General features: G+C 52.2%; 27 protein-coding genes. 17 read left to right on the top strand and 10 right to left on the bottom strand.

Features of this window, described 5'->3' with window-relative positions:
* Positions 1 to 2: 2 nt before the first annotated feature.
* Positions 3 to 407 carry a flagellar basal body rod protein FlgC gene (flgC, locus tag NA624_RS00600; protein WP_001196448.1) on the bottom strand — a complete coding sequence of 135 codons (405 nt, stop codon included), beginning with the start codon at positions 405 to 407 and terminating at the stop codon, positions 3 to 5.
* Positions 408 to 410: 3 nt separating this feature from the next.
* Positions 411 to 827: a flagellar basal body rod protein FlgB gene (gene flgB, locus NA624_RS00595; protein WP_000887043.1), complete on the bottom strand. Its 417-nt coding sequence runs from the start codon at positions 825 to 827 to the stop codon at positions 411 to 413.
* Positions 828 to 983: 156 nt separating this feature from the next.
* On the opposite strand from flgB, the gene flgA reads away from it, so the two are divergent.
* The 3 genes from flgA (at position 984) to flgN (ending at position 2,455) form a co-directional block, all read left to right on the top strand.
* The gene (flgA, locus tag NA624_RS00590; protein WP_001194086.1) at positions 984 to 1,643 is read left to right on the top strand and encodes a flagellar basal body P-ring formation chaperone FlgA; all 660 of its coding nucleotides are present in this window, start codon (positions 984 to 986) and stop codon (positions 1,641 to 1,643) included.
* 91 nt (positions 1,644 to 1,734) lie between these two features.
* Positions 1,735 to 2,028 (top strand): flagellar biosynthesis anti-sigma factor FlgM, encoded by a 294-nt coding sequence (gene flgM / locus NA624_RS00585; protein ID WP_000020893.1) that lies wholly within the window; start codon positions 1,735 to 1,737, stop codon positions 2,026 to 2,028.
* Between the two features lie 4 nt (positions 2,029 to 2,032).
* The gene (gene flgN, locus NA624_RS00580) at positions 2,033 to 2,455 is read left to right on the top strand and encodes a flagella biosynthesis chaperone FlgN (RefSeq protein ID WP_000197547.1); all 423 of its coding nucleotides are present in this window, start codon (positions 2,033 to 2,035) and stop codon (positions 2,453 to 2,455) included.
* Between the two features lie 81 nt (positions 2,456 to 2,536).
* On the opposite strand, the gene murJ is transcribed toward flgN, so the two are convergent.
* The 4 genes from murJ to rimJ form a co-directional block, all read right to left on the bottom strand.
* Complete coding sequence (gene murJ / locus NA624_RS00575) at positions 2,537 to 4,072, bottom strand: murein biosynthesis integral membrane protein MurJ (protein WP_001537775.1); 1,536 nt, start codon at positions 4,070 to 4,072, stop codon at positions 2,537 to 2,539.
* 303 nt (positions 4,073 to 4,375) lie between these two features.
* Complete coding sequence (locus tag NA624_RS00570; protein WP_001259728.1) at positions 4,376 to 5,299, bottom strand: Gfo/Idh/MocA family protein; 924 nt, start codon at positions 5,297 to 5,299, stop codon at positions 4,376 to 4,378.
* A gap of 1 nt (position 5,300) precedes the next feature.
* Positions 5,301 to 5,948, bottom strand: a complete 648-nt coding sequence (locus NA624_RS00565; protein WP_000873047.1) for a YceH family protein — start codon at positions 5,946 to 5,948, stop codon at positions 5,301 to 5,303.
* Positions 5,949 to 5,983: 35 nt separating this feature from the next.
* On the bottom strand, positions 5,984 to 6,568 hold the full coding sequence (gene rimJ, locus NA624_RS00560; RefSeq protein WP_000468204.1) for a ribosomal protein S5-alanine N-acetyltransferase: 585 nt from the start codon (positions 6,566 to 6,568) through the stop codon (positions 5,984 to 5,986).
* A 236-nt stretch (positions 6,569 to 6,804) separates the two neighbouring features.
* Between rimJ and mdtH the strand changes: the two genes are divergently transcribed.
* The 10 genes from mdtH to NA624_RS00510 all read left to right on the top strand — a co-directional run bounded on the left by mdtH (position 6,805) and on the right by NA624_RS00510 (position 14,212).
* Complete coding sequence (gene mdtH / locus NA624_RS00555) at positions 6,805 to 8,013, top strand: multidrug efflux MFS transporter MdtH (protein WP_000092229.1); 1,209 nt, start codon at positions 6,805 to 6,807, stop codon at positions 8,011 to 8,013.
* Between the two features lie 63 nt (positions 8,014 to 8,076).
* Complete coding sequence (gene grxB / locus NA624_RS00550) at positions 8,077 to 8,724, top strand: glutaredoxin 2 (protein WP_000780893.1); 648 nt, start codon at positions 8,077 to 8,079, stop codon at positions 8,722 to 8,724.
* Between the two features lie 124 nt (positions 8,725 to 8,848).
* On the top strand, positions 8,849 to 9,409 hold the full coding sequence (locus NA624_RS00545) for a lipoprotein (RefSeq protein ID WP_000713054.1): 561 nt from the start codon (positions 8,849 to 8,851) through the stop codon (positions 9,407 to 9,409).
* Positions 9,410 to 9,512: 103 nt separating this feature from the next.
* The gene (gene pyrC / locus NA624_RS00540) at positions 9,513 to 10,559 is read left to right on the top strand and encodes a dihydroorotase (protein ID WP_000126587.1); all 1,047 of its coding nucleotides are present in this window, start codon (positions 9,513 to 9,515) and stop codon (positions 10,557 to 10,559) included.
* Positions 10,560 to 10,632: 73 nt separating this feature from the next.
* Entirely contained in the window at positions 10,633 to 10,878 is a 246-nt protein-coding gene (gene dinI / locus NA624_RS00535; protein WP_001217763.1) for a DNA damage-inducible protein I, read from the top strand.
* Positions 10,879 to 11,167: 289 nt separating this feature from the next.
* A complete protein-coding gene (bssS, locus tag NA624_RS00530) occupies positions 11,168 to 11,422 on the top strand; it encodes a biofilm formation regulator BssS (RefSeq protein WP_000414441.1) in 255 nt (84 codons plus the stop codon).
* A 111-nt stretch (positions 11,423 to 11,533) separates the two neighbouring features.
* A complete protein-coding gene (solA, locus tag NA624_RS00525) occupies positions 11,534 to 12,652 on the top strand; it encodes an N-methyl-L-tryptophan oxidase (protein WP_000872767.1) in 1,119 nt (372 codons plus the stop codon).
* Between the two features lie 40 nt (positions 12,653 to 12,692).
* A complete protein-coding gene (locus tag NA624_RS00520; protein WP_001253282.1) occupies positions 12,693 to 12,806 on the top strand; it encodes a YceO family protein in 114 nt (37 codons plus the stop codon).
* A gap of 261 nt (positions 12,807 to 13,067) precedes the next feature.
* The gene (locus NA624_RS00515; RefSeq protein ID WP_001159782.1) at positions 13,068 to 13,640 is read left to right on the top strand and encodes a cytochrome b; all 573 of its coding nucleotides are present in this window, start codon (positions 13,068 to 13,070) and stop codon (positions 13,638 to 13,640) included.
* Positions 13,637 to 14,212 carry a YceI family protein gene (locus NA624_RS00510; protein WP_000739886.1) on the top strand — a complete coding sequence of 192 codons (576 nt, stop codon included), beginning with the start codon at positions 13,637 to 13,639 and terminating at the stop codon, positions 14,210 to 14,212. Before NA624_RS00515 ends, NA624_RS00510 begins: the two co-directional genes overlap by 4 nt.
* A gap of 51 nt (positions 14,213 to 14,263) precedes the next feature.
* Here the strand turns inward: NA624_RS00510 and trhO are convergent, their stop codons facing one another.
* On the bottom strand, positions 14,264 to 15,316 hold the full coding sequence (gene trhO, locus NA624_RS00505) for an oxygen-dependent tRNA uridine(34) hydroxylase TrhO (RefSeq protein ID WP_001144628.1): 1,053 nt from the start codon (positions 15,314 to 15,316) through the stop codon (positions 14,264 to 14,266).
* A gap of 219 nt (positions 15,317 to 15,535) precedes the next feature.
* Here trhO and NA624_RS00500 point away from each other — a divergent pair, with 219 nt between their 5' ends.
* From NA624_RS00500 to NA624_RS00490, 3 genes are all read left to right on the top strand, one after another.
* Entirely contained in the window at positions 15,536 to 16,456 is a 921-nt protein-coding gene (locus NA624_RS00500) for a Kdo(2)-lipid IV(A) acyltransferase (RefSeq protein WP_000163973.1), read from the top strand.
* 154 nt (positions 16,457 to 16,610) lie between these two features.
* On the top strand, positions 16,611 to 17,825 hold the full coding sequence (mdtG, locus tag NA624_RS00495; protein ID WP_000075051.1) for a multidrug efflux MFS transporter MdtG: 1,215 nt from the start codon (positions 16,611 to 16,613) through the stop codon (positions 17,823 to 17,825).
* An 81-nt stretch (positions 17,826 to 17,906) separates the two neighbouring features.
* Positions 17,907 to 18,281, top strand: coding sequence for a MysB family protein (locus NA624_RS00490; protein WP_000180050.1), 375 nt, complete (start codon positions 17,907 to 17,909; stop codon positions 18,279 to 18,281).
* Here NA624_RS00490 and NA624_RS00485 read toward each other — a convergent pair whose 3' ends face one another.
* From NA624_RS00485 to mdoG, 3 genes are all read right to left on the bottom strand, one after another.
* On the bottom strand, positions 18,282 to 18,509 hold the full coding sequence (locus NA624_RS00485) for a YceK/YidQ family lipoprotein (protein WP_001219156.1): 228 nt from the start codon (positions 18,507 to 18,509) through the stop codon (positions 18,282 to 18,284).
* 73 nt (positions 18,510 to 18,582) lie between these two features.
* Positions 18,583 to 21,126, bottom strand: a complete 2,544-nt coding sequence (gene mdoH / locus NA624_RS00480) for a glucans biosynthesis glucosyltransferase MdoH (protein WP_001044607.1) — start codon at positions 21,124 to 21,126, stop codon at positions 18,583 to 18,585.
* On the bottom strand, positions 21,119 to 22,654 hold the full coding sequence (gene mdoG, locus NA624_RS00475; RefSeq protein ID WP_001562609.1) for a glucans biosynthesis protein MdoG: 1,536 nt from the start codon (positions 22,652 to 22,654) through the stop codon (positions 21,119 to 21,121). Before mdoG ends, mdoH begins: the two co-directional genes overlap by 8 nt.
* Before the next feature lie 271 nt (positions 22,655 to 22,925).
* Here mdoG and mdoC point away from each other — a divergent pair, with 271 nt between their 5' ends.
* Positions 22,926 to 24,080 carry a glucans biosynthesis protein MdoC gene (gene mdoC, locus NA624_RS00470; protein ID WP_000100072.1) on the top strand — a complete coding sequence of 385 codons (1,155 nt, stop codon included), beginning with the start codon at positions 22,926 to 22,928 and terminating at the stop codon, positions 24,078 to 24,080.
* The last annotated feature ends 15 nt before the right edge of the window (positions 24,081 to 24,095 follow it).

The following is a 24,095-nucleotide window of genomic DNA, read 5'->3' as shown; positions in this document are numbered from 1 at the left end:
CTTTACTGGCCTAATGTCAGCGTTTTAAGCATCATGCTTTTTACGGTATTCAGGACTTCGATATTTGCCTGATAGCTGCGCGAGGCTGACATCGTGTTAACCATTTCGCCGACCACATCGACGTTGGGCATTTTGACGTAACCATTAGCGTCCGCCAGCGGATTGCCTGGCTCATAAACCAGCTTTTCCGGTGCCTGACTTTCAATCACGCTGGCGACCTTTACCCCGCCAGTGGCTTGACCCGGCGCGGCGTCCACCTGAAAAACCACCTGTTTGGCGCGATAAGGCTGTCCGTCCGGGCCGGTGACGCTATCCGCATTCGCCAGGTTACTGGCCGCAACGTTCAACCGCTTGGACTGTGCGGCAAGCGCCGATCCGGCAATATCAAAAATGTTTAACAGCGCCACGAATTAGTTTCCTCCCTGTAGCACATTCATCATGCCTTTGAGTTGGCTACCCAGAACGGTAAGCCCCATCTGATATTTGAGACTGTTATCCGCAAACTGCGTACGTTCCCTGTCCATATCTACGGTGTTACCATCCAAAGAAGGCTGATCGGGTACGCGGTAAAGCAGATCCACTGCGGGAGAAGAGACCGCCTGAGCGGGAATATGGTGAGAGGAAGTCAACGTTAACGCGACGCCGCCGGTTTCTTCCCGTCCACGCACCATCACCTTTTTTAACTCACTGGCAAAATCAATATCGCGCGCCTGATACCCCGGCGTATCGGCATTGGCGATATTCGCCGCTAATATTTCCTGACGTTGCGCGCGCAGATTTAGCGCTTCCTGCTGAAATCGTAAGGCGGCATCGAGCCTGTCGAGCATATCTCCTCCGCAAATGGCAAAATTCAGCCGACAGCTTAAATGCCTTCACGCGCGCGTTATCGCCGGAATAAACGCAAAATGCGTCGCTATTTATTGCGTTGATGCTTGCTTCACACGGGTAGAATCCTGTCATGACATCAACCAGGGGGAAGTACCATGCAAACGTTAAAACGAGGATTCGCCGTGGCGGCTTTGCTGTTCAGCCCCCTGACAATGGCGCAGGACATCAACGCCCAATTGACCACGTGGTTTTCCCAGCGTCTGGCTGGCTTCAGCGATGAGGTGGTTGTCACGCTCCGTTCATCGCCTAATCTGCTGCCGAGCTGCGAGCAGCCAGCCTTCAGCATGACGGGCAGCGCGAAGCTGTGGGGCAACGTCAATGTGGTGGCGCGCTGCGCCAATGAAAAACGTTATTTGCAGGTGAATGTGCAAGCGACCGGCAATTATGTCGCCGTTGCCGCGCCCGTCGCGCGCGGCGGAAAATTGACGCCGGCCAACGTCACGCTAAAACGTGGCAGGCTGGATCAGTTACCGCCGCGGACGGTACTGGATATCCGTCAGATTCAGGATGCCGTCAGTTTGCGCGATCTCGCTCCTGGGCAGCCGGTACAGCTTACGATGATACGTCAGGCCTGGCGCGTCAAAGCGGGGCAACGAGTACAGGTCATCGCCAATGGCGAGGGGTTTAGCGTCAATGCGGAAGGTCAGGCGATGAATAATGCCGCCGTCGCGCAAAATGCGCGCGTGCGCATGACATCGGGTCAAATCGTGAGTGGAACCGTCGATTCTGATGGGAATATTCTTATTAACCTATAATTGTGTAAAGATTTTGTCGCGGCTGCCGATGAGATATTCAACCATGATGGTAGCTGGCCGCTACAACGTAACCCTCGATGAGGATAAATAAATGAGCATTGACCGTACCTCACCTTTGAAACCCGTTAGCACTGTCCAGACGCGCGAAACCAGCGACACGCCGGTACAAAAAACGCGTCAGGAAAAAACGTCCGCCGCGACGAGCGCCAGCGTAACGTTAAGCGACGCGCAAGCGAAGCTCATGCAGCCAGGCGTCAGCGACATTAATATGGAACGCGTCGAAGCATTAAAAACAGCTATCCGTAACGGTGAGTTAAAAATGGATACGGGAAAAATAGCAGACTCGCTCATTCGCGAGGCGCAGAGCTACTTACAGAGTAAATAAGCGTATGACTCGTTTGTCAGAAATACTTGACCAGATGACCACCGTCCTGAATGACCTGAAGACGGTGATGGACGCCGAGCAACAACAGCTTTCCGTAGGCCAGATTAACGGCAGCCAGCTACAGCGTATTACAGAAGAAAAAAGCTCGTTGCTGGCGACGCTGGATTATCTGGAACAACAGCGCCGTCTGGAGCAGAACGCGCAGCGTAGCGCAAACGATGACATTGCAGAGCGCTGGCAGGCGATTACCGAAAAAACGCAGCATCTTCGCGACCTCAACCAGCACAACGGCTGGCTGCTGGAAGGGCAAATTGAGCGTAATCAACAGGCGCTGGAGGTGCTGAAACCTCACCAGGAGCCGACCTTGTACGGGGCTGACGGTCAGACTTCCGTCTCTCACCGCGGCGGTAAAAAAATTTCTATCTAATCAGTGCCGGATGGCGACGTTGCGCCTTTCCGGCCTGAATGCCTTGTAGGCCTGATAGCACAGCGCTATCAGGCACTGAATTTACGCCGTCCGGCGAACAAACTCTTTCACTTTAAAGCCCAGCACGGCAAGCGCGGCGAAATAGGCCGCGATACCCGCGATCACTACCGCCATCAAACGTAGCAAACGCCATAACATCGACCCTTGCGACCACTCCGGCATAATATGCAACACGCCGAACAATACGGCGGCCATCACCAGTACGGAAATGATCAGACGCATCAGGAACCACATCCAACCCGGTTGTGGCGTAAAGATATTCTGTTTGCGCAGTTGCCAGTACAGCAGCGACGCATTGAGACATGCCGCCAGACCAATAGAGAGCGACAGTCCGGCGTGTTTCAGCGGTCCAATAAACGCCAGGTTCATTAACTGAGTCATGATTAACGTCACGATGGCGATTTTCACCGGCGTTTTAATATCCTGGCGAGAATAGAAGCCCGGGGCCAGCACTTTTACGACGATCAAGCCAATCAGCCCCACCGAATAGGCGATTAACGCCCGCTGCGTCATTGCCGCATCAAAGGCGGTGAATTTACCGTACTGAAACAGCGAGACCGTCAGCGGCTTCGCCAGAATGCCTAACGCTACTGCGCTCGGCAACGCCAGTAAAAAGCACAAACGCAGCCCCCAGTCCATCAGGCGGCAGTACTCATCATGATTGCCGCTGGCAAAGCTTTTCGACAATGACGGCAACAGGATGGTCCCCAACGCCACGCCCAGCACGCCGGACGGGAACTCCATCAACCGATCGGCATAGTACATCCATGAGACCGAGCCGGAGGCCAGAAACGAGGCGAAAATGGTATTGATGATAAGGGAGATCTGACTGACGGAAACGCCCAAAATCGCCGGCCCCATCTGTTTGACCACCCGCATCGCCCCGGTGTCGCGAAAGTTAATGCGCGGCAGCACCAGCATACCGATCTTTTTCAAATACGGAAGTTGATACACCAGTTGCAGCACGCCGCCGACGGTGACTGCCCAGGCTAACGCCAGCACCGGCGGATTAAAGTATGGCGCGGCGAATAATGCAAAACCGATCATGCTGATATTAAGAAATGTCGGCGCAAAAGCGGGAATGGAGAAGCGATTCCAGGTGTTGAGAATGGCGCCAACCAGTGAAGCCAGCGAGATCAGCAGAATATAGGGAAACGTAATCCGCAGCAGTTGCGTCGTCAGCGCGAATTTATCCGCAGTATCGGCAAAACCCGGCGCGGTTACCATAATCACCCACGGGGCGGCCAGCATACCGGCCACCGTCACGACGGCCAATGCCAGCGTCAACAGGCCGGAAACGTAAGCGACAAAGATCCGCGTCGCTTCTTCACCCTGCTTGCTCTTATATTCCGCCAGGATAGGCACAAAGGCCTGAGAAAAAGCGCCTTCGGCAAAGATCCGGCGTAGTAGATTGGGGAGTTTAAACGCCACAAAAAAGGCGTCGGTCGCCATCCCTGCGCCAAAAATTCTGGCGACAATCGCATCACGGGCAAAGCCCAACACGCGTGAAAACATAGTCATCGAGCTGACAGCAGCCAGCGATTTCAATAAATTCATTTCTTTTGTATTCCAGACCCTGGCGTAAAACTCCTGCATGGCTGATCCATCGACCGGATAACGCAACTTCTGCCGTATCCGGCTGTATCACCGCGCCTGACGGCGACGTTAAAACGTCTTATCAGGCCTTACAGACTCCCCACGGTTTGCCATTATTCACTGTGAAAAGAGGTATTATGTAGAGTGGGCATATATACCCGCCATACTTCGAGTTGCATGTGCGTTAGCTTTTCTGCAACTCGAATTATTGAGGGTATAGTACCTGGATTACGATGAATTACTACCGCCAGATGTTACAGAGGATTATTCGCTGATGGCGTCCCGCCACAGCGCCTCCACGACGCGCTGGGCCAAAATCGCCTGCTCCCCCGCCGTTTCCGGAACCGTCTGATTTTGTACGCAGTCAATGAAATGTCGCGCGCATCCGACAAAACCACGCTGTTCAAGCGTCGTTTGCCAACCCGGAATGGGTTTGATGAGAATACCCTGCCCGCGCTCTTCGCGCCATTCACGCATATCCGTCACGTCATACAGCCCGCCGTCGGTGACGGCCTGGACCGATTCACGCTGGCTTCCGGCGCGCCGGTGCATACTGGTGGTAATTTGTAGTTTGTCGGCGGAAAAATGATGTTCCGCATAGCACATTTCGCCGGACTCGCTGGTGAGCAACGTGCCGCTGGCAAGGCGCGCCTCGCCGCCCGCCAGCCACAGAGCGGTATCCACGACATGCAGATAGTCATCGAGCAAAGTAAAACGTAAGTCGTGCGGCCCGACGCTATCGGTACGATGTTTATCCATACGCAGTGACGCCGCAGTGCCGAGGCGCGTCTTCAGTTCGCGGTACAGCGGCGCGAAACGGCGATTAAAGCCAACCATCAGCGTCAATTTTTTTTGCGCCGCCAGCGCCACCAGCCGTTCGGCATCACGTAGATTTTCCGCCAGCGGTTTATCCACGCAAACATGCACGCCGGCATTGAGAAGTTCGCTGACCACGGCATAATGGCTTGCGGTACTGGAGTGGACGAAGACCGCATCGCAGCCGGACGCTAAATTCGCCAGCGAATCCACATACGGTATGCGCCAGCTTTCGCAGATACGTAAGGCTTTATCCCGCGAAGGAGACCAGGCGCCCTGTAATGTCCATCCGGCGGTGTTGGTTAATACCGGCAGCCAGGCCTTCTGCGCAATACCGCCTAATCCGACAATGCCAATCCGTAATGTTCTCACATTACTCCCCCAGGTGAGCTAACAAAGAATCCAGCCGCTGCTTTAACTCCGCCACTTCGCTTTCCAGCGCTTCGACGCGCGACTGAAGATCGCCCGACGCACTTTCCGGCGCAGACGTCTGGAGAGACAGTTCATCGACGTCGCCGCAAAAAAGGTGCATATAACGGCTTTCGCGCTTACCCGGTTCACGCGCCAGACGGACGACATACGGGCCGTCCTCACGACTGGCAAGCCGTTCCAGCGTGGATTCAACTTCCGCCATATCGCTGAATTCATGCATCCGCGACGCCCGGCTACGCAACTCGCCGGGCGTTTGCGCGCCGCGCAGCAGCAGCGTAGTGACAAGCGCCACTTCCGCCGCGCTAAGTTTCAGATCGCCAAATTCGGAATTACAGAAACGCTGTTCATATTTGGTGACGCGATTGCCAAACCCGCTGACCGTACGCAAAAAGTGGCGTTTCACCAGGTTATCGAGTTGTTCTTGTACCTCTTGTTCCGTCAGGTTCATCACCGGTTCACGGTTGGTTTTCTGATTACAGGCTGTCACCACGCCGTTGACGGAAAGCGGATACTGTTCCGGCGTTGTCACCTGCTTTTCCAGCAGACAGCCAATCACTCGCGCTTCAGTGGCGGTTAATTCATATTTCATCGTTTTCTCCCTTTGCCTCTCATTCCGTAAGCCGCTCAACGCCCCGGCGTCCATAACGGCGTGGTTAACGCCGTCAGGACATGGTCGCGCCATTGTCCATCAATCAACAGGTAATCTTTCGCATAGCCTTCTTTTTCAAAGCCAAGCCGCGCCAGCAACGCGCCGCTACGTTTGTTGTGCGGCATATAGTTCGCCATGATACGGTGGATATGCTGAGTGCGCTGCATATAGCGAATCGCAGCGGTTAAGGCTTCAAACATCAGCCCCTGCCCCTGCCACTTTTGCGCAATGGAATAGCCCAGATAACAGGCATGAAAAGAACCGCGCACCACATTGGAAAAATTCGCCACGCCGATAATTTCTTTTTCTTCCGGATCAAGTAGCGCGAAATAGAAGGCGGAGCCCTGTTTGTGAAATTCACCGATCATTCCCAGACGCGCCTGCCATCCTGAAGGATAACAATGACTTTCATCACGGACCGGTTCCCAGGGTTTTAAAAAATGACGATTTTCCGCGTAATAATCGGCCAGACGCCAGGCATCACGCTCATGCACTAAACGTACCACCAGACGATCGGTGGTTAAGCGCACTTTTGGCACGTTACTACGATAGCCAAACATTCTATACCTACTCCTTCCTGTAACGTCTTCAGCACGCCAGTAACATTACTATACCTGCGCAACCAGGCTCTGTGAAAAGCGCAAATCGTCATTTTTTGAATTGCTGCCACATTTTGATGAAAACTCTCGATTAAAAAGGACTTTTGATAAAAAAATATTGTCCCGCTAACGGTAGGAAAAAACGAAACGCCGCCGCAGAATAGAAGACGCTCATCTATTATTTCCCGGGAGGGGAAATGTCGCGCGTCTCGCAGGCGAGGAGCCTGGGTAAATATTTTCTTCTCATCGATAACATGTTGGTGGTGCTGGGTTTTTTCGTCGTATTCCCGCTCATCTCTATTCGCTTTGTCGATCAAATGGGGTGGGCTGCCGTAATGGTAGGGATCGCGCTCGGCCTGCGCCAGTTTATTCAACAAGGTCTGGGCATTTTTGGCGGTGCCATCGCCGATCGCTTTGGCGCGAAACCGATGATTGTCACCGGTATGCTGATGCGCGCCGCCGGCTTTGCCACCATGGGTATCGCGCATGAGCCCTGGCTCTTGTGGTTTTCCTGCTTTCTTTCCGGTCTCGGCGGTACGCTTTTCGACCCGCCGCGCTCAGCGCTGGTGGTCAAATTAATTCGTCCGGAGCAACGGGGCCGCTTCTTCTCTCTGTTGATGATGCAGGACAGCGCGGGTGCGGTGATTGGCGCGCTACTGGGAAGCTGGTTGCTACAATACGATTTTCGTCTGGTCTGCGCGACAGGCGCTATTTTGTTCATATTATGCGCCCTTTTCAACGCATGGCTGCTTCCGGCCTGGAAGCTATCAACGGTCAGAACGCCGGTGCGTGAAGGAATGCGCCGCGTTATGAGCGATAAAAGGTTTGTCACCTACGTGCTGACGCTGGCGGGCTATTATATGCTGGCGGTACAGGTCATGTTAATGCTGCCGATTATGGTAAACGATATCGCCGGTTCGCCTGCTGCCGTGAAATGGATGTACGCTATCGAAGCGTGTCTCTCGCTGACGTTGCTCTACCCGATTGCCCGCTGGAGCGAAAAGCGTTTTCGGCTGGAGCATCGGCTGATGGCTGGTTTGCTCGTCATGTCGCTGAGCATGATCCCCATCGGGATGGTGGGCAATTTACAGCAGCTTTTTACGCTTATTTGCGCTTTCTACATCGGCTCGGTTATCGCCGAACCGGCGCGCGAAACGCTCAGCGCGTCGCTCGCGGACGCGAGGGCGCGGGGAAGCTATATGGGCTTTAGCCGTCTGGGATTAGCCATTGGCGGCGCGATTGGTTATATCGGCGGCGGCTGGTTGTTTGATATGGGTAAAGCGCTTGCGCAGCCTGAACTACCGTGGATGATGCTCGGTATTATCGGCTTTATCACCTTTTTGGCTTTAGGCTGGCAATTTAGTCATAAACGCACGCCGCGCCGGATGCTGGAACCCGGTGCCTGATTTGATACCTGTCGCTATCTCCTCCATACTGGTCAGGAACCGACAGTCAAATGGAGGAGAAACGTGAAGCTTTATATTTACGATCATTGCCCTTTCTGCGTTAAAGCCCGCATGATTTTCGGCCTGAAGAACATCCCCGTTGAACTTAACGTGTTACAAAATGACGACGAGGCGACGCCCACCCGGATGATTGGTCAAAAGATGGTGCCCATCCTGCAAAAAGATGATAGTCGCTACCTTCCTGAAAGTATGGATATTGTACATTATGTCGACAACCTCGACGGCAAACCGCTGTTAACCGGGAAACGCAATCCAGCCATTGAGGAGTGGTTGCGCAAAGTTAACGGTTACGTTAATCAGCTACTGCTGCCGCGATTTGCAAAATCCGCTTTCGATGAATTTTCTACCCCTGCGGCGCGCCAGTATTTTATCCGCAAAAAAGAAGCCTCATCTGGCAGTTTTGACAACCATCTTGCGCACTCTGCCGGACTGATTAAAAAGATCGGCGATGATTTACGTTTGCTGGATAAACTCATCGTACAGCCTAACGCCGTTAACGGCGAATTATCGGAAGATGATATTCATCTGTTTCCGCTTCTGCGTAATCTGACGCTGGTCGCCGGTATTCACTGGCCGACAAAAGTCGCGGACTATCGCGATAATATGGCAAAGCAGACGCAAATTAATTTACTCTCCTCAATGGCTATCTAACGCCCGCCAGGCGGCAACCCTTTCTTGCCGCCTTTTTCAGCTTTTTCTAGTGGCGCCATGTCCGCTGGCGCGACATGCTGCTTTGTGTCAAGATTAGGGCACAGGCAACATGCTAAGGAACGCCATGAAAAAGTTTTTTTTTGCCGCTGCGCTGGTAGTTAGCGGCCTGTTAGTGGGTTGTAATCAACTTACGCAATACACCATTAGCGAACAAGAAATCAATCAAGCGCTTGAAAAACGGAATAATTTCTCAAAAGATATTGGTCTGCCCGGAATTGCCGACGCGCATATCGTATTGACTAACCTTGCCAGCCAGATTGGTCGGGAAGAGCCTAATAAAGTCACCCTTACTGGCGATGCCAGGCTGGATATGAATTCCCTGTTTGGCAGTCAAAAAGCGACGATGAAACTCAAGCTAAAAGCCCTGCCGGTCTTTGATAAAGAAAAAGGCGCCATCTATCTTCAGGAGATGGAAGTAGTAGACGCCACCGTGACGCCGGAGAAAATGCAATCGGTGCTACAAACGCTCCTGCCTTATTTAAATCAGTCTTTACGTAGCTACTTTAACCAGCGGCCCGCTTACGTGTTGCGTGAGGACAGTAGTAAAGGCGAAGCGTTAGCGAAGAAACTCGCGAAAGGCATTGAAGTTAAACCTGGTGAAATCGTTATTCCTTTCACCAATTGATATCGGAGGGCGCGCTCGCGCCCTTTTTTTACGTGCAAACGAAAACGTTTCCGCTTATCCTTTGTTTCCGGCAAAAAGACTATTCCTCAGCCGGAGCTTATTAATGACTGCACCATCCCAGGTTTTAAAGATCCGCCGCCCGGACGACTGGCACGTTCACCTTCGCGATGGCGACATGTTAAAAACGGTCGTACCCTATACCAGCGAAATTTATGGTCGCGCTATCGTGATGCCGAACCTGGCGTCCCCCATCACGACCGTTGATGCAGCGATCGCCTACCGTCAGCGTATTCTCGATGCGGTGCCCGCCGGGCATGATTTCACGCCGTTAATGACCTGCTATTTAACGGATTCGCTCGATGCCGATGAACTGGAGCGTGGTTTCCATGAAGGCGTGTTTACTGCGGCTAAGCTTTACCCGGCCAATGCCACCACTAACTCCAGTCATGGCGTAACGTCAGTCGACGCTATCATGCCGGTACTGGAGCGGATGGAAAAACTCGGAATGCCATTACTGGTCCACGGTGAGGTGACCCATGCGGATGTTGATATCTTCGATCGCGAAGCGCGTTTTATCGACACCGTAATGGAACCGCTACGCCAGCGTCTGACCGCGCTTAAAGTGGTCTTTGAACACATCACGACCAAAGATGCCGCGCAGTATGTCCGTGACGGCAACGACTACCTGGCGGCTACCATTACGCCTCAACATTTAATGTTTAACCGTAATGATATGCTGGTTGGCGGCATTCGTCCTCACCTGTACTGTCTGCCGATTCTGAAACGCAATATTCACCAGCAGGCGTTACGCGAACTGGTTGCCAGTGGTTTTACGCGCGCCTTCCTGGGGACGGATTCAGCGCCGCATTCACGTCATCGTAAAGAGACCAGTTGCGGCTGCGCTGGTTGTTTCAACGCCCCCTCCGCCCTTGGCAGTTATGCCGCCGTGTTTGAGGAAATGAACGCGCTGGCGCACTTTGAAGCGTTCTGTTCACTGAATGGCCCGCAATTCTATGGCCTGCCGGTGAATACGGGGTGGGTGGAACTGGTTCGCGATGAACAACAGGTACCGGAAAATATCGCGCTGGCTGATGATTCGCTGGTGCCTTTTTTAGCGGGTGAAACAGTACGCTGGTCAGTAAAAAAATAAAAAATGCGCTTACCTGTTGCTATATATTGGATTTAACTGTATATATATCCAGCATATTCAACAGGGGGCCATTATGCGTATTGAAGTCACTATAGCCAAAACGTCACCTCTGCCTGCCGGTGCGATTGATGCGCTGGCGGGCGAACTCTCCCGTCGTATTAGCCATCATTTTCCTGAGAACTTAGGTAACGTCACCGTACGTTACGCTACCGCCAACAACTTGTCCGTCATTGGCGCATCAAAAGAGGACAAAGAACGCATTAGCGAGATTCTCCAGGAGACCTGGGAGAGCGCTGATGACTGGTTCATCAATGAATAAAAAATGATATGCAGTGATGTATGTTTGCCGGGTCGCCCCGGCTTTTTTATTTGCGCAACTGATGAATATTTCGCCTGACCGTCAAAATAATTGCACAACATCCTAAAAAAATATGAATGAACTGCCGCTTTATTGTTCATATAATTCTTAAAAAGAGAAATTTATCCTCCGGTCTCTTTAAAAACGCAGTGAATAGCCTTATTAATTGGTATACTGAAGTTGCTTCAGAAGAAAAACACGCATTGAACCTCGAGAACCGTTGTCTTATAACACGTACCAGGGGGGCATGATGGAAAAGAATAATGAAGTCATTCAGACCCATCCGCTTGTAGGATGGGACATCAGCACCGTCGATAGCTATGATGCGCTGATGCTGCGTTTGCACTACCAGACCCCAAATCGTCCGGAACCGGAAGGGACTGAAGTTGGTCAAACGCTCTGGTTAACGACAGATGTAGCCAGGCAATTTATTTCAATATTAGAAGCCGGCATCGCCAAAATAGAATCAGGTGATTACCAGGAAAACGAGTATCGTCGCCATTAGCGTGACGCGCTCCCCTCTCTCAGGCACCGTAAGGTGCCTCACTTATTTCTGGCTTGTATATCTCAGCGCAGTTATTTACCCTGAAATCATCGCGATAGCAGAGAGAAGCTGATGAAATACGACCTTATTATTATCGGCAGCGGTTCGGTTGGCGCCGCCGCTGGTTATTACGCCACCCGCGCCGGGCTAAAGGTCCTGATGACCGATGCGCATATGCCGCCTCATCAACAGGGCAGCCACCACGGCGATACCCGACTTATCCGCCACGCTTATGGTGAAGGCGAAAAATATGTCCCGCTGGTGCTTCGCGCCCAGGCGCTTTGGGATGAACTCTCCACACACAATGAAGAGCCTATTTTTGTCCGCTCCGGCGTCGTCAACCTCGGCCCGGCCGATTCCGCTTTCTTAGCCAACGTCGCACGAAGCGCGCAACAGTGGCAATTAAACGTCGAGCGCCTGGACGCGACGGCCCTCATGACGCGCTGGCCGGAAATTCGCGTGCCCGATAATTATATCGGGCTGTTTGAAGCTGACTCCGGTTTCCTGCGCAGCGAATTAGCCATTACCACATGGCTTCGTCTGGCCCGAGAAGCAGGCTGCGCACAGCTATTCAACAGCCCGGTAAGCCATATTCACCATGATGATAACGGTGTGACGATAGAGACGAGTGAAGGCTGCTACCACGCCAGCAAAGCGCTGATTAGCGCGGGCACCTGGGTCAAAGCGCTGGTACCGGAGCTGCCCGTTCAGCCCGTACGTAAAGTTTTTGCCTGGTTTAAGGCGGATGGACGTTACAGTACTAAAAACCGCTTTCCGGCCTTTACCGGCGAAATGCCCAACGGCGATCAATATTACGGCTTCCCGGCGGAGAGCGACGAGTTAAAAATCGGCAAACACAATGGCGGACAGCTAATACAGGCTCCGGAAGAGCGCAAGCCCTTTGCCGCCGTTGCCAGCGATGGCGCGGAAGCATTTCCTTTCTTGCGTAATGTACTGCCGGGTATCGGCGGTTGTTTACATGGGGCGGCATGTACCTATGATAATTCGCCGGACGAGGATTTTATTATCGATACGCTGCCTGGCCATGAGAATACGCTTGTCATCACTGGACTCAGCGGACATGGTTTTAAATTCGCCCCGGTGTTAGGAGAAATCGCTGCGGATTTTGCGTTGGGAAAAACGCCCTCCTTTGATCTGACGCCGTTCCGGCTTTCCCGTTTTAGCCAATAATTTGTCGGCCCCGTAAAGGGGCTGTTTATTAAGGTAAGCTATGCGTCGTCTCTTTCATTTTCTGATGAATAATATTCGCGAACATTTCATGCTTTACGTTATTCTTTGGTCGCTGCTGGCGGTGATGGATATTGTTTATCTCCTTTTCTTTTGATTGCTTTTCATTGACGTTAACTGACACTTCCTGAAAGTTCCTCGCTTTTTATTTCATAACGTTAAGCACGGCAATAATGCCAGTTCCTGCCATTGCGCGGTTATCAGGGGGAAATATCTCGAAACTTCTGAAGCTGAACCGCAAACAACATCAAAATTATTGAAATAAAAATAAATATCATTCAAATTCTTATTTATAAGTTGCATTCGGCGCTTTTCCACGCCATTTTCATTCTCTCGTGAAATATTGATTGGTGTGTTTATGCAATTTAAAAATACTCCACAGCGTTATGGCGTGGTTTCCGCCGCGCTCCACTGGCTGACCGCCCTGGTGGTCTATGGCATGTTTGCGTTGGGTTTATGGATGGTCACGCTCAGTTATTACGACGGCTGGTATCACCAGGCACCGGAAATACATAAAAGTATTGGCATATTACTGATGATGGCGCTGATCGTGCGTATTATCTGGCGGCTTTATTCTCCGCCGCCCATTGCGTTGACCAGCTATTCCCGTTTAACGCGCGCTGGCGCCGCCGCAGGTCATCTCCTCCTGTATCTCCTGCTCTTTGCGATAATCATTAGCGGCTACCTGATTTCCACCGCCGACGGTAAACCGATTAGCGTCTTTGGCTGGTTTGAGATTCCGGCCACGCTTACGGACGCGGGCGCGCAGGCTGACATCGCCGGAACGCTGCATCTGTGGTTTGCCTGGTCGCTGGTCATTATCTCGCTCTCGCATGGGGTTATGGCGCTAAAACACCATTTCATCGATAAAGACGACACACTGAAACGTATGACAGGAATGTCGTCATCTGACTATGGAGCTCAAAAATGAAAAAAAACCTGCTGGGATTCACCCTCGCATCCTTGTTATTCACGACCGGTTCCGCCGTGGCGGCGGAGTATAAAATTGATAAAGAAGGCCAACATGCGTTCGTCAATTTCCGCATCCAGCATCTGGGCTACAGCTGGCTGTACGGCACCTTTAAAGATTTCGACGGCACGTTTACTTTTGATGAAAAAAATCCGTCGGCAGACAAAGTGAACGTGACCATTAACACCAATAGCGTCGACACTAACCATGCCGAACGTGACAAACACCTGCGTAGCGCGGAATTTCTTAATGTTGCGAAATTCCCGCAGGCAACCTTCACCTCTACCAGCGTGAAAAAAGAGGGCGATGAACTGGATATTACCGGCAATCTGACGCTCAATGGCGTGACTAAACCGGTGACGCTGGAAGCAAAGCTGATGGGCCAGGGCGACGATCCGTGGGGCGGTAAGCGCGCGGGCTTTGAGGCCGAAGGAAAAATTAAGCTGAAGGATTTCAATATAACTACCGATCTCGGCCCGGCCTCACAAGAGGTTGAGCTTATCATCTCAGTAGAAGGCGTTCAGCAGAAGTAACGCCTGGCGAAATGCCGGATAGCGGCCTTTACGCTGCTATCCGGCAAAATATTACTCAGCCGGATCGGGAATGCTCAGTTTGCTATTAAGCCGACCACGCGATTTATTAAAAATTTTGTTGCCGTTCTCGCGACCCGCGCGACGTCGGCGCTGTTCTTCCTCCGGCAAGGCCAACTCTTCACAGCATTGTTCACTACAGCAGCCGTTAAATTTACTGGCGCACTGCGGACACTGAATAAACAGCAGATGGCAACCGTCGTTTTTGCAGTTGGTATGGCTATCGCAGGGCGCGCCGCACTGATGGCAATGCGCGATAATATCATCCGAGATTCGTTCGCCCATTCGTTCATCAAATACAAAGTTTTTGCCGATAAAGCGAACGGGAAGCCCCTGCTCGCGCGCGCGACGGGCGTACTCAATGATGCCACCCTCAATATGCCAGACTTTATTGAAACCGTTGTGTTTCATCCAGGCGCTGGCTTTCTCACAACGAATACCGCCGGTACAGTACATCACTATCTTTTTATCTGCATGTTCCCGCAGCATTTCAACCGCTTTTGGCAACTGTTCACGAAACGTATCCGCCGGGATTTCCAGAGCATTTTCGAAATGGCCGACTTCATACTCATAGTGGTTGCGCATATCAATAAAGACCGCGTCAGGATCGTCCAGCATCGCATTCACATCTGCCGCCTTCAGATAATCGCCGACATTACTGGCGTCAAAAGTCGGATCGTCAATACCGTCAGCGACGATACGGTCGCGAACTTTCATACGCAGCACCCAAAATGACTTTCCGTCATCCTCCAGCGCGATATTTAAACGCAGCCCGTCCAGCGCGGGGTCGAACGTATAAAGCTGTTGACGAAACGTCTCGAGCTTGCTTTGCGGCACGCTGATTTGCGCATTGATGCCTTCATGCGCCAGGTAAACGCGACCAAAAACGTCCAACGCCGTAAACACCTGATACAACGCGTCCCGCGTCTGTTGCGGAGAGGCGATAGTGAAATATTTATAAAAAGAAATTGTCGTACGCGGCTCGCTTTCCGCCAGCATTTTGGCTTTCAGCTCGTCATTAGAGATGCGGTTGTGTAACACTGGCATGGTGTACGTATCCTGCAATCAGCAAAAAATAAAGTGGGCAGGCATGATAAGGCAAGTCTCGCCAATTTACATCCACACATTTTGCGCTACATTTCCTGCTTTACACTAAATAATTAACAACAATTGTCGATTTAATCGCCACTCTCCTGCTACATATTTTTGCTCAACGCAAAAAGATGCGAGAATACGGGGAATTGTTCGTTGAAAGACAGGATAGAAATGACGAAGTTGCCTAAGTTCTCCGTGGCCTTACTGCACCCGCGCTATTGGTTAACCTGGTTGGGTATAGGCGCGCTTTGGTTGGTCGTGCAACTCCCCTACCCGGTCATCTATAAATTGGGTTGCGCATTGGGCCACCTGGCGCGACGCGTAATGAAACGCCGCGCGAAAATCGCCTATCGCAACCTTGAATTATGCTTTCCGGAAATGAGCGCGCAGGAACGCCACACCATGGTGGTCAAAAACTTTGAATCCGTCGGTATGGGCGTGATGGAAACCGGCATGGCCTGGTTCTGGCCCGATCGGCGAGTGAACCGCTGGATGGAAGCGAGCGGTCTGGAGCATATCCGTGAAGTTAAGGCGCAGGGGCTGGGGTTCATTCTGGTAGGAATACATTTCCTTACCCTTGAGTTTGGCGCCCGCATGTTTGGTATGCATAACCCGGGTATTGGAGTTTATCGCCCGAATGATAATCCGTTGCTCGACTGGTTACAGACCTGGGGACGCTTACGCTCCAATAAATCGATGTTGGATCGCAAAGATCTGAAAGGCATGGTTAAGGCATTGAAAAGCGGCGAATTGATCTGGTATGCGCCGGATCACGATTATGGCCCGCGCGCCAGCGTTTTTGTACCATTATTCGCTGTCGACCAGGCTGCCACGACCTCCGGTACCTGGATGCTCGCGCGCATGTCTAAAGCTTGTATTATCCCCTTCGTGCCTCGCCGTAAACCCGATGGGAAAGGCTACGAACTGATCATTCTTCCTGCGGAATATTCGCCTCCGCTGGAGAGCGCAGAAGCGACTGCCGCGTGGATGAATAAGATTGTCGAGCAGTGCATTATGATGGCGCCAGAGCAGTATATGTGGCTGCATCGCCGCTTTAAAACTCGCCCTGAAGGCGTACCGTCGCGCTATTGACAGGATTGCAGCCGTCAGGCTGCAATTTTTCCCCTCTTTTAGCTTTAAAAGCTCCCCACATTGCGAGGCTGGTAAGGTCGGCGCATAATTATAATTAGTACGCTCATAATTAAATTGATGATAGCGCAAACCGCGCATCATACTGTGGAACGCTATGTCACCCTCTGATGTCCCCATAAACTGGAAACGCAATCTAACCGTTACCTGGCTGGGCTGTTTTTTAACCGGCGCGGCATTCAGTCTGGTCATGCCTTTTCTCCCTCTCTACGTTGAGCAACTCGGCGTAACAGGCCATAGCGCGCTCAACATGTGGTCCGGGCTGGTCTTTAGTATTACGTTCCTCTTTTCAGCTATCGCTTCCCCTTTTTGGGGCGGCCTGGCGGATCGTAAAGGGCGTAAGATCATGCTGTTGCGTTCCGCTCTCGGCATGGCCATTGTCATGCTGTTAATGGGCATGGCGCAAAATATCTGGCAATTTCTGATCCTCCGCGCGTTATTAGGCCTGCTGGGCGGATTTATTCCCAACGCCAATGCGCTCATCGCCACTCAGGTGCCGCGCCATAAAAGCGGCTGGGCGTTAGGGACGCTCTCTACTGGCGGCGTCAGCGGCGCTCTGCTTGGCCCACTTGCGGGCGGTCTGCTCGCCGACCATTACGGCCTTCGCCCGGTCTTTTTTATTACCGCCAGCGTGTTGTTTATCTGTTTTCTGCTCACCTTCTTTTTTATTCGCGAGAATTTCCTGCCGGTGAGCAAAAAAGAGATGCTTCACGTTCGGGAAGTGGTCGCCTCGTTAAAAAATCCCCGCCTGGTGTTAAGCCTGTTTGTCACCACGCTGATTATTCAGGTGGCGACGGGGTCTATTGCGCCCATCCTGACGCTCTATGTGCGCGAACTCGCGGGAAATGTCAGTAATATTGCGTTCATTAGCGGGATGATAGCGTCCGTTCCCGGCGTGGCGGCATTACTTAGCGCCCCCCGACTCGGCAAGCTCGGCGACAGAATTGGCCCGGAAAAGATTCTTATCGTCGCGCTGATTATTTCCGTACTGCTGCTGATTCCAATGTCTTTTGTGCAAACGCCGTGGCAGCTCGCGCTATTGCGGTTTCTGCTTGGCGCGGCGGATGGCGCGCTGCTGCCAGCCGTTCAAACTCTGCTGGTTTACAACTCTACCAACCAGATAGCCGGGCGCATATTCAGTTACAACCAATCTTTCCGCGATATCGGCAACGTCACCGGCCCTCTCATGGGCGCCGCAATTTCCGCAAACTATGGCTTCCGCGCCGTATTCTGCGTCACGGCAGGCGTGGTGTTGTTCAATGCTATCTATTCATGGAACAGCTTACGACGGCGCAGACTGGCAATAGAATGATTTTTGCGCTTTCATACTTGCAATATCACAGAATCAGCTATTCTTTCCCTAAATACCTCGTCAAATCAAAGGGAGACACTGATGACCATGTATGCCACGCTGGAAGAAGCTATCGATGCAGCCCGGGAAGAATTTCTGGCTGACCATCCAGGCCTCGAACAAGATGAAGCGAATGTGCAGCAGTTCAACGTTCAGAAATATGTACTGCAGGATGGGGACATCATGTGGCAGGTCGAATTTTTCGCCGATGAAGGTGAAGATGGCGAATGTCTGCCAATGCTGAGTGGTGAAGCCGCGCAGAGCGTGTTTGACGGCGATTATGATGAGATAGAGATCCGCCAGGAGTGGCAGGAAGAGAATACCTTGCATGAATGGGATGAAGGGGAATTCCAGCTTGAACCCCCGCTTGATACCGAGGAAGGCCGTACTGCGGCAGACGAATGGGATGAGCGTTAATTACTCATAAGGCCCGTGGTGAATATCGAGCGGCAGCAGCAATGTATCGAAGATCAGTGAGAAGGGCAGATCGAGGATAGTGATATAGCGCCATGCGGAATCACGCATATCCCACTGCACGCCAGGGTAATACTGGTTGCCGTGTCCTTGTCCGGGGATCGTTCTGCTGATAATACTGCCGCAGCCGCTCAAGGTAATCACCATTATGCTCACCACGAATATACGCACCTGATACCTCATTTCACTATAAAAATACCGGCATCACGCCGGTATTTTTCACCTCACTCCAGACCTCAAGACTTTATCCCGCTGACGATGCTCGTCCCTGCAACGCCTGCGGATTCAGGACGAGAGACTGATAATGGTTTACCCAGGAAGAGTATCTCTCTGGCGCATTCCAGACCCGATAGTGTAAACGCGCCATCGTCACCGGATCGCTGAGCAAAACCAGACGCCGATCGCGGTTCAGTTTCTCCGGCGTTTCGTTTAGCGCCTGCTCCACATGACGATCGCGGGCTATTTCCAGCACCTTACTGGCGCGGTGACGCGCGGTGGCCATCGCGGTCGCCAGCGCATTAAGCGACGGGTTAAATACCGCATGCATAAAGCCATCGTCCAGAATACGGCGGCGATTCATCTCCAGATATTTATCGGTATCGACCAACACCTGAGGCGGCGAATACTCTTCCGGGATCAGGAACAGCTTCCAGCGTTTGGTGCGTAATCCTACCGTTGAACGACTGGAGATCACCGAAACAAATGGCGACAGAATCAGCGAAAAGACAATCGGCGCCAGCCAGAACAGAAAGCGTAAATCCAGCCACGCCATACCCACCGCCCAGACCAGCCCCAGCAGCAGTTGAGAACCGTGACGCATAAAGGCTTCTCCCCACGGCGTAGAATCATCGTCGCGTTGCGGTGAGTTCCAGACCACTTCCCAGCCGAGAAACGCGCTGACCACAAACACGGTATGAAACAGCATACGCACCGGCGCCAGCAACACGGAGAACAGCACTTCCAGCAACAGCGACAGCGTAACGCGCCAGAAACCGCCATACTCTTTGGTGCCTTTACACCAGATCAGCATAATACTGAGCAGCTTCGGCAGGAACAGCAGCACCATCGTTGACGCAAACAGCGCGATTGCCAGTTCCGGACGCCACTGCGGCCAGACCGGAAAAAGCTGGCGCGGCTGAAGGAAATATTGCGGCTCTGTTAACGCATGAACGACCTGCAGCGCGGTAGAAAGCGCGAGGAACATAAACCATAACGGCGCGGACAGATATGACATTACCCCCGTCAGGAACACGGCGCGATGCACCGGGTGCATTCCTTTCACCAGGAACAGACGAAAGTTCATTAGGTTGCCGTGACACCAGCGGCGGTCGCGTTTAAGCTCATCCAGCAGGTTTGGCGGCAGCTCTTCATAGGAGCCGGGGAGATCGTAGGCAATCCAGACGCCCCACCCTGCCCGACGCATTAGCGCCGCCTCCACAAAGTCGTGAGAAAGAATCGATCCGGCGAACGAACCTTCTCCCGGCAGCGGCGCCAGAGCGCAGTGCTCGATAAACGGTTTCACGCGGATAATGGCATTGTGCCCCCAGTAGTGCGACTCTCCCAACTGCCAGAAGTGCAGCCCGGCGGTAAACAGCGGCCCATAAACACGGGTCGCGAACTGTTGGCAGCGGGCATACAGAGTATCCATCCCCGACGCTTTCGGCGAAGACTGGATAATCCCGGCGTTTGGATTCGCTTCCATCAGGCGCACCAGCCCGCTCAGACACTCGCCGCTCATCACTGAGTCCGCATCCAGCACCACCATATAGCTGTACTGATTGCCCCAGCGGCGGCAAAAATCGTCAATATTGCCGCTTTTGCGTTTCATACGGCGGCGGCGGCGGCGGTAAAAAATTTGGCCTTCGCCCTGCACTTCCGCAATAAGCTCCATCCACGCCTTTTGCTCCGCCACGCAGATATCCGGGTTATAACTGTCGCTAAGGATATAGACGTCGAAATGCGCGGCGTTGCCTGTGGCTTTAACGGACTCCCAGGTCGCGCGCAGACCGGCGAAAACGCGGCTAACGTCTTCATTACAGATAGGCATGATCAGCGCCGTCCGGTGTTCCGGATTGAGGGGCTCATCGCCAACCGTAGACGCGGAGATGCTGTACTTATCGCGCCCGATAAGCAGTTGCAGGAAGCCCATCAGCGCCGTCCAGAATCCGGCTGACACCCAGCAGAACAGCACGGCAAACAGAATCAGGATACCGGTTTGCAGCATGTAGGGCAGGAGCTGCATAAAGGAGACCCAAATATCCTGCCCCACCATATCCATAGGATTGATGAGCGCCCATCCCTGATAAGGCAGAATGGTCTTCATATACCAGGTCGCGACGACGGTTTGCGCCAGAGTCAAAATTAACAAAATATAGCGGCGTATAGTGCCGACGGTACGCCATTTTTGCTCGCTCGCCTGCTCTTCTTTTGTCAGACGAGAAACATAGCGCGGCGTTACATCCCGCCCACGCAGACGATCCCAGAAACGGCCAACCGGGTTGGTTCGCCAGGGATCGGGAAACATCGAAGAGCGCGTCGCTTTTGGCATAGCCTGCAACTGATCGCGCCCTTCATCATCTTTAATTAACTGCCCCTTCGCCAATGAATCCGGCCAGGCGTGTTCAAGGCGGGCCTTTACGGAACCCTGCGGTGAATCGTCTTCTCGCGAGTAAGTCCGATGCTCGGCATCCAGCGCCTGATGCACGGCGCGGATGTCAGTTTTCGGCAATGCCGCTTTCTCACGTTCAGAAAGCAGCAGTGCGTCAATATACTCAGTTGTTTTATTCATTGGCAGGTAACTGGTAGCTCCAGGTTTCACTTAGCGTCTGATCGGCATTCACCAATGCGGCACGCATTTCCGTGGTTTTCTTCGCGTCTTTGACTTTCACGCGCAGCATTAAACGCCAGCCTTTAGTGACTGGGTTATAGCGTACATTACTGTCAACGATTTCACCGTTATCGCCAATGCTAGTTTGCGCAGCGACGGGCGTATCCGGCGGCAGTTTTTTCATGTCGGCGCCAACGAAATCCACCACAAAGGCAATAGTGCCGTCGGGCTGGCGAATCAGATTCGACTGTTTAACGTCGCCCGTTGAGCGGCGTGTTTGCAGCACCCAGGCATTATCCGGCGCATGAAGTTTATCTTCATCGCGGCTGAAGGTCAGAGTGTACTTGAAGTTCATCTCTTTACCCGGTTCCGGCAGTTGATCCGGAGTCCAGTAAGCGACGATGTTATCGTTGGTTTCATCATTGGTCGGAATTTCAACCAGTTCAACCTTACCTTTGCCCCAGTCGCCTTTCGGGGTAATCCAGGCGCTTGGACGCAGGTCGTAGCGATCGTCTAAATCTTCAAAGCGCGAGAACTCGCGGCCGCGCTGCAACAGGCCGAATCCCTGAGGGTTTTCCATCGCATAGCTGCTCACCGCGAGGTGTTTTGGATTGTTCAGCGGACGCCAAATCCACTCGCCATTACCCGCATGAATGGATAAGCCGTTCGAGTCATGCAGTTCCGGACGATAGTTGGTCGTCGGCGACGGCTGGTTTGGCCCAAACAGGAACATACTGGTTAATGGCGCAACGCCCAGCTTGCCTACTTTATCGCGCAGATAGACTTTTGACTGCACGTCCACCACGGTATCGCGGCCAGGAATGATCACAAAACGGTAAGCGCCGGTCGCGCGCGGAGAATCGAGTAATGCATAGACGGTCAAACGCTTATCGGTGGGTTTTGGACGCTCAATCCAGAACTCGCGAAAGCGGGGAAACTCTTCACCAGATGGTAAGGCGGTATCAATCGCCAGGCCGCGCGCAGATAAGCCATATACCTGGCCTGCGCCGATCACGCGGAAATAGCTGGCGCCAAGCATACTGACGATTTCGTCGTTCTTATCTTTACTGTTAATGGGGTACAGGACTTTGAACCCGGCGAAGCCTAAATCTTTTACCGTGTCTTTATCATGCTGAACATTGCCAAAATTGAAGTAATCCGGGCTGTATTTGATTCTTTTGACCGTCGTCGCCGTCACTTCGTTAATCTTGACCGGCGTATCGAAGTACATCCCCTGATGGTAAAATTCGAGCTTAAAAGGGGTCTTTAAGTTGTTCCAGTAGGCTTTATCGCTGTTAAACTGGATCTGCTGATAATCCGCATATTTCATGTCGCGGAAAACGGAGGGCAAGTTGCTTTTAGGCGCCTCATAGCCTTTCCCGGCTAAAGATTGAGCTTGTTTTGCCACGTCATCAATACTGAACGCCCAGCTCGATGATGCGTAGAGCGTTAACATAATAGCTGCGCCCAACCAACGCATTTTCATCATTTGTCGTTTATGTTTCATAATAAGTAAGCACTTCCCCCTTTGTGTGCTTATATCGATCCGATCCATTTTAATGGATAATCAGGCATTACGACAACTGAATCCAGGCTTTGTTCAGCGCGCTGGCTCATGGATTAAGCACCTCCCGCGCCTGTTTTCACTTTGCGTGCTTATCCTGGAGACAGGTTGTCGGAGTTGGTGTAGGGTTGCTACCGAATGTAACTATAATTCGCCTTATGGATAAGGTGAAAAATCTGAGAATACGTGACCTTATATGAGCTCTGTACCCGCGCCGCGCGAATATTTTCTTGACTCTATCCGCGCATGGCTGATGTTGTTAGGGATTCCCTTTCATATCTCGTTGATCTATTCCACTCACAGTTGGCATGTCAATAGCACCACGCCATCATGGTGGCTAACCCTGTTTAACGATTTTATCCACGCTTTTCGTATGCAGGTGTTTTTTGTTATTTCTGGTTATTTTTCGTACATGTTGTTTTTACGTTATCCGTTAAAACGCTGGTGGAAAGTACGGGTAGAACGTGTGGGTATTCCCATGCTTACCGCAATCCCTTTGCTTACCTTGCCGCAATTTATCCTGTTGCAATATGTCAAAGAGAAAACAGAGAACTGGCCTACACTCTCTGCCTATGAAAAATATAATACGTTAGCGTGGGAACTCATTTCACATCTGTGGTTTTTACTGGTGCTGGTGATATTAACCACAGTCAGCATCGGGATTTTTACCTGGTTCCAAAAAAGGCAGGAAACAAGCAAGCCTCGTCCCGCCGCTATTTCACTGGCCAAACTTTCGCTTATTTTTTTCCTGCTGGGGATCGCTTACGCCGCTATCAGGCGCATTATTTTCATCGTATATCCAGCAATCCTCAGTGACGGCATGTTCAATTTTATTGTGATGCAAACGCTATTTTATGTGCCATTTTTTATTCTCGGCGCGTTGGCCTTCATTCACCCCGATCTGAAAGCGCGCTTCACCACGCCCTCACGCGGATGCACTTTAGGCGCTGCCGTTGCTTTTATCGCGTATCTGCTGAATCAACGTTATGGGAGCGGCGACGCCTGGATGTACGAAACCGAATCCGTGATTACGATGGTCATGGGGCTGTGGATGGTGAACGTAGTATTTTCACTGGGGCATCGCTTGTTAAACTTCCAGTCCGCGCGTGTCACCTATTTCGTGAATGCTTCGCTGTTTATCTATCTGGTGCATCATCCCTTAACGCTTTTCTTTGGCGCGTATATTACGCCGCATATCTCCTCCAACCTGATCGGGTTCTTGTGCGGGCTGATATTTGTTATGGGTATTGCGTTAATTCTGTATGAAATTCATTTACGCATCCCGCTTCTGAAATTTCTCTTTTCAGGTAAACCGCCGGTAAAACAAGAAAGCCGCGCCGCGATCGGGTAGTTTTCCGCGCGCGGG

The organism is Salmonella sp. NW38 (assembly GCF_051807745.1).
Taxonomy (GTDB): Bacteria; Pseudomonadota; Gammaproteobacteria; order Enterobacterales; family Enterobacteriaceae; genus Salmonella; species Salmonella enterica.
Note: the sequence above shows the minus strand (reverse complement) of the source record. Positions and strands in the feature narration are given on the sequence as shown.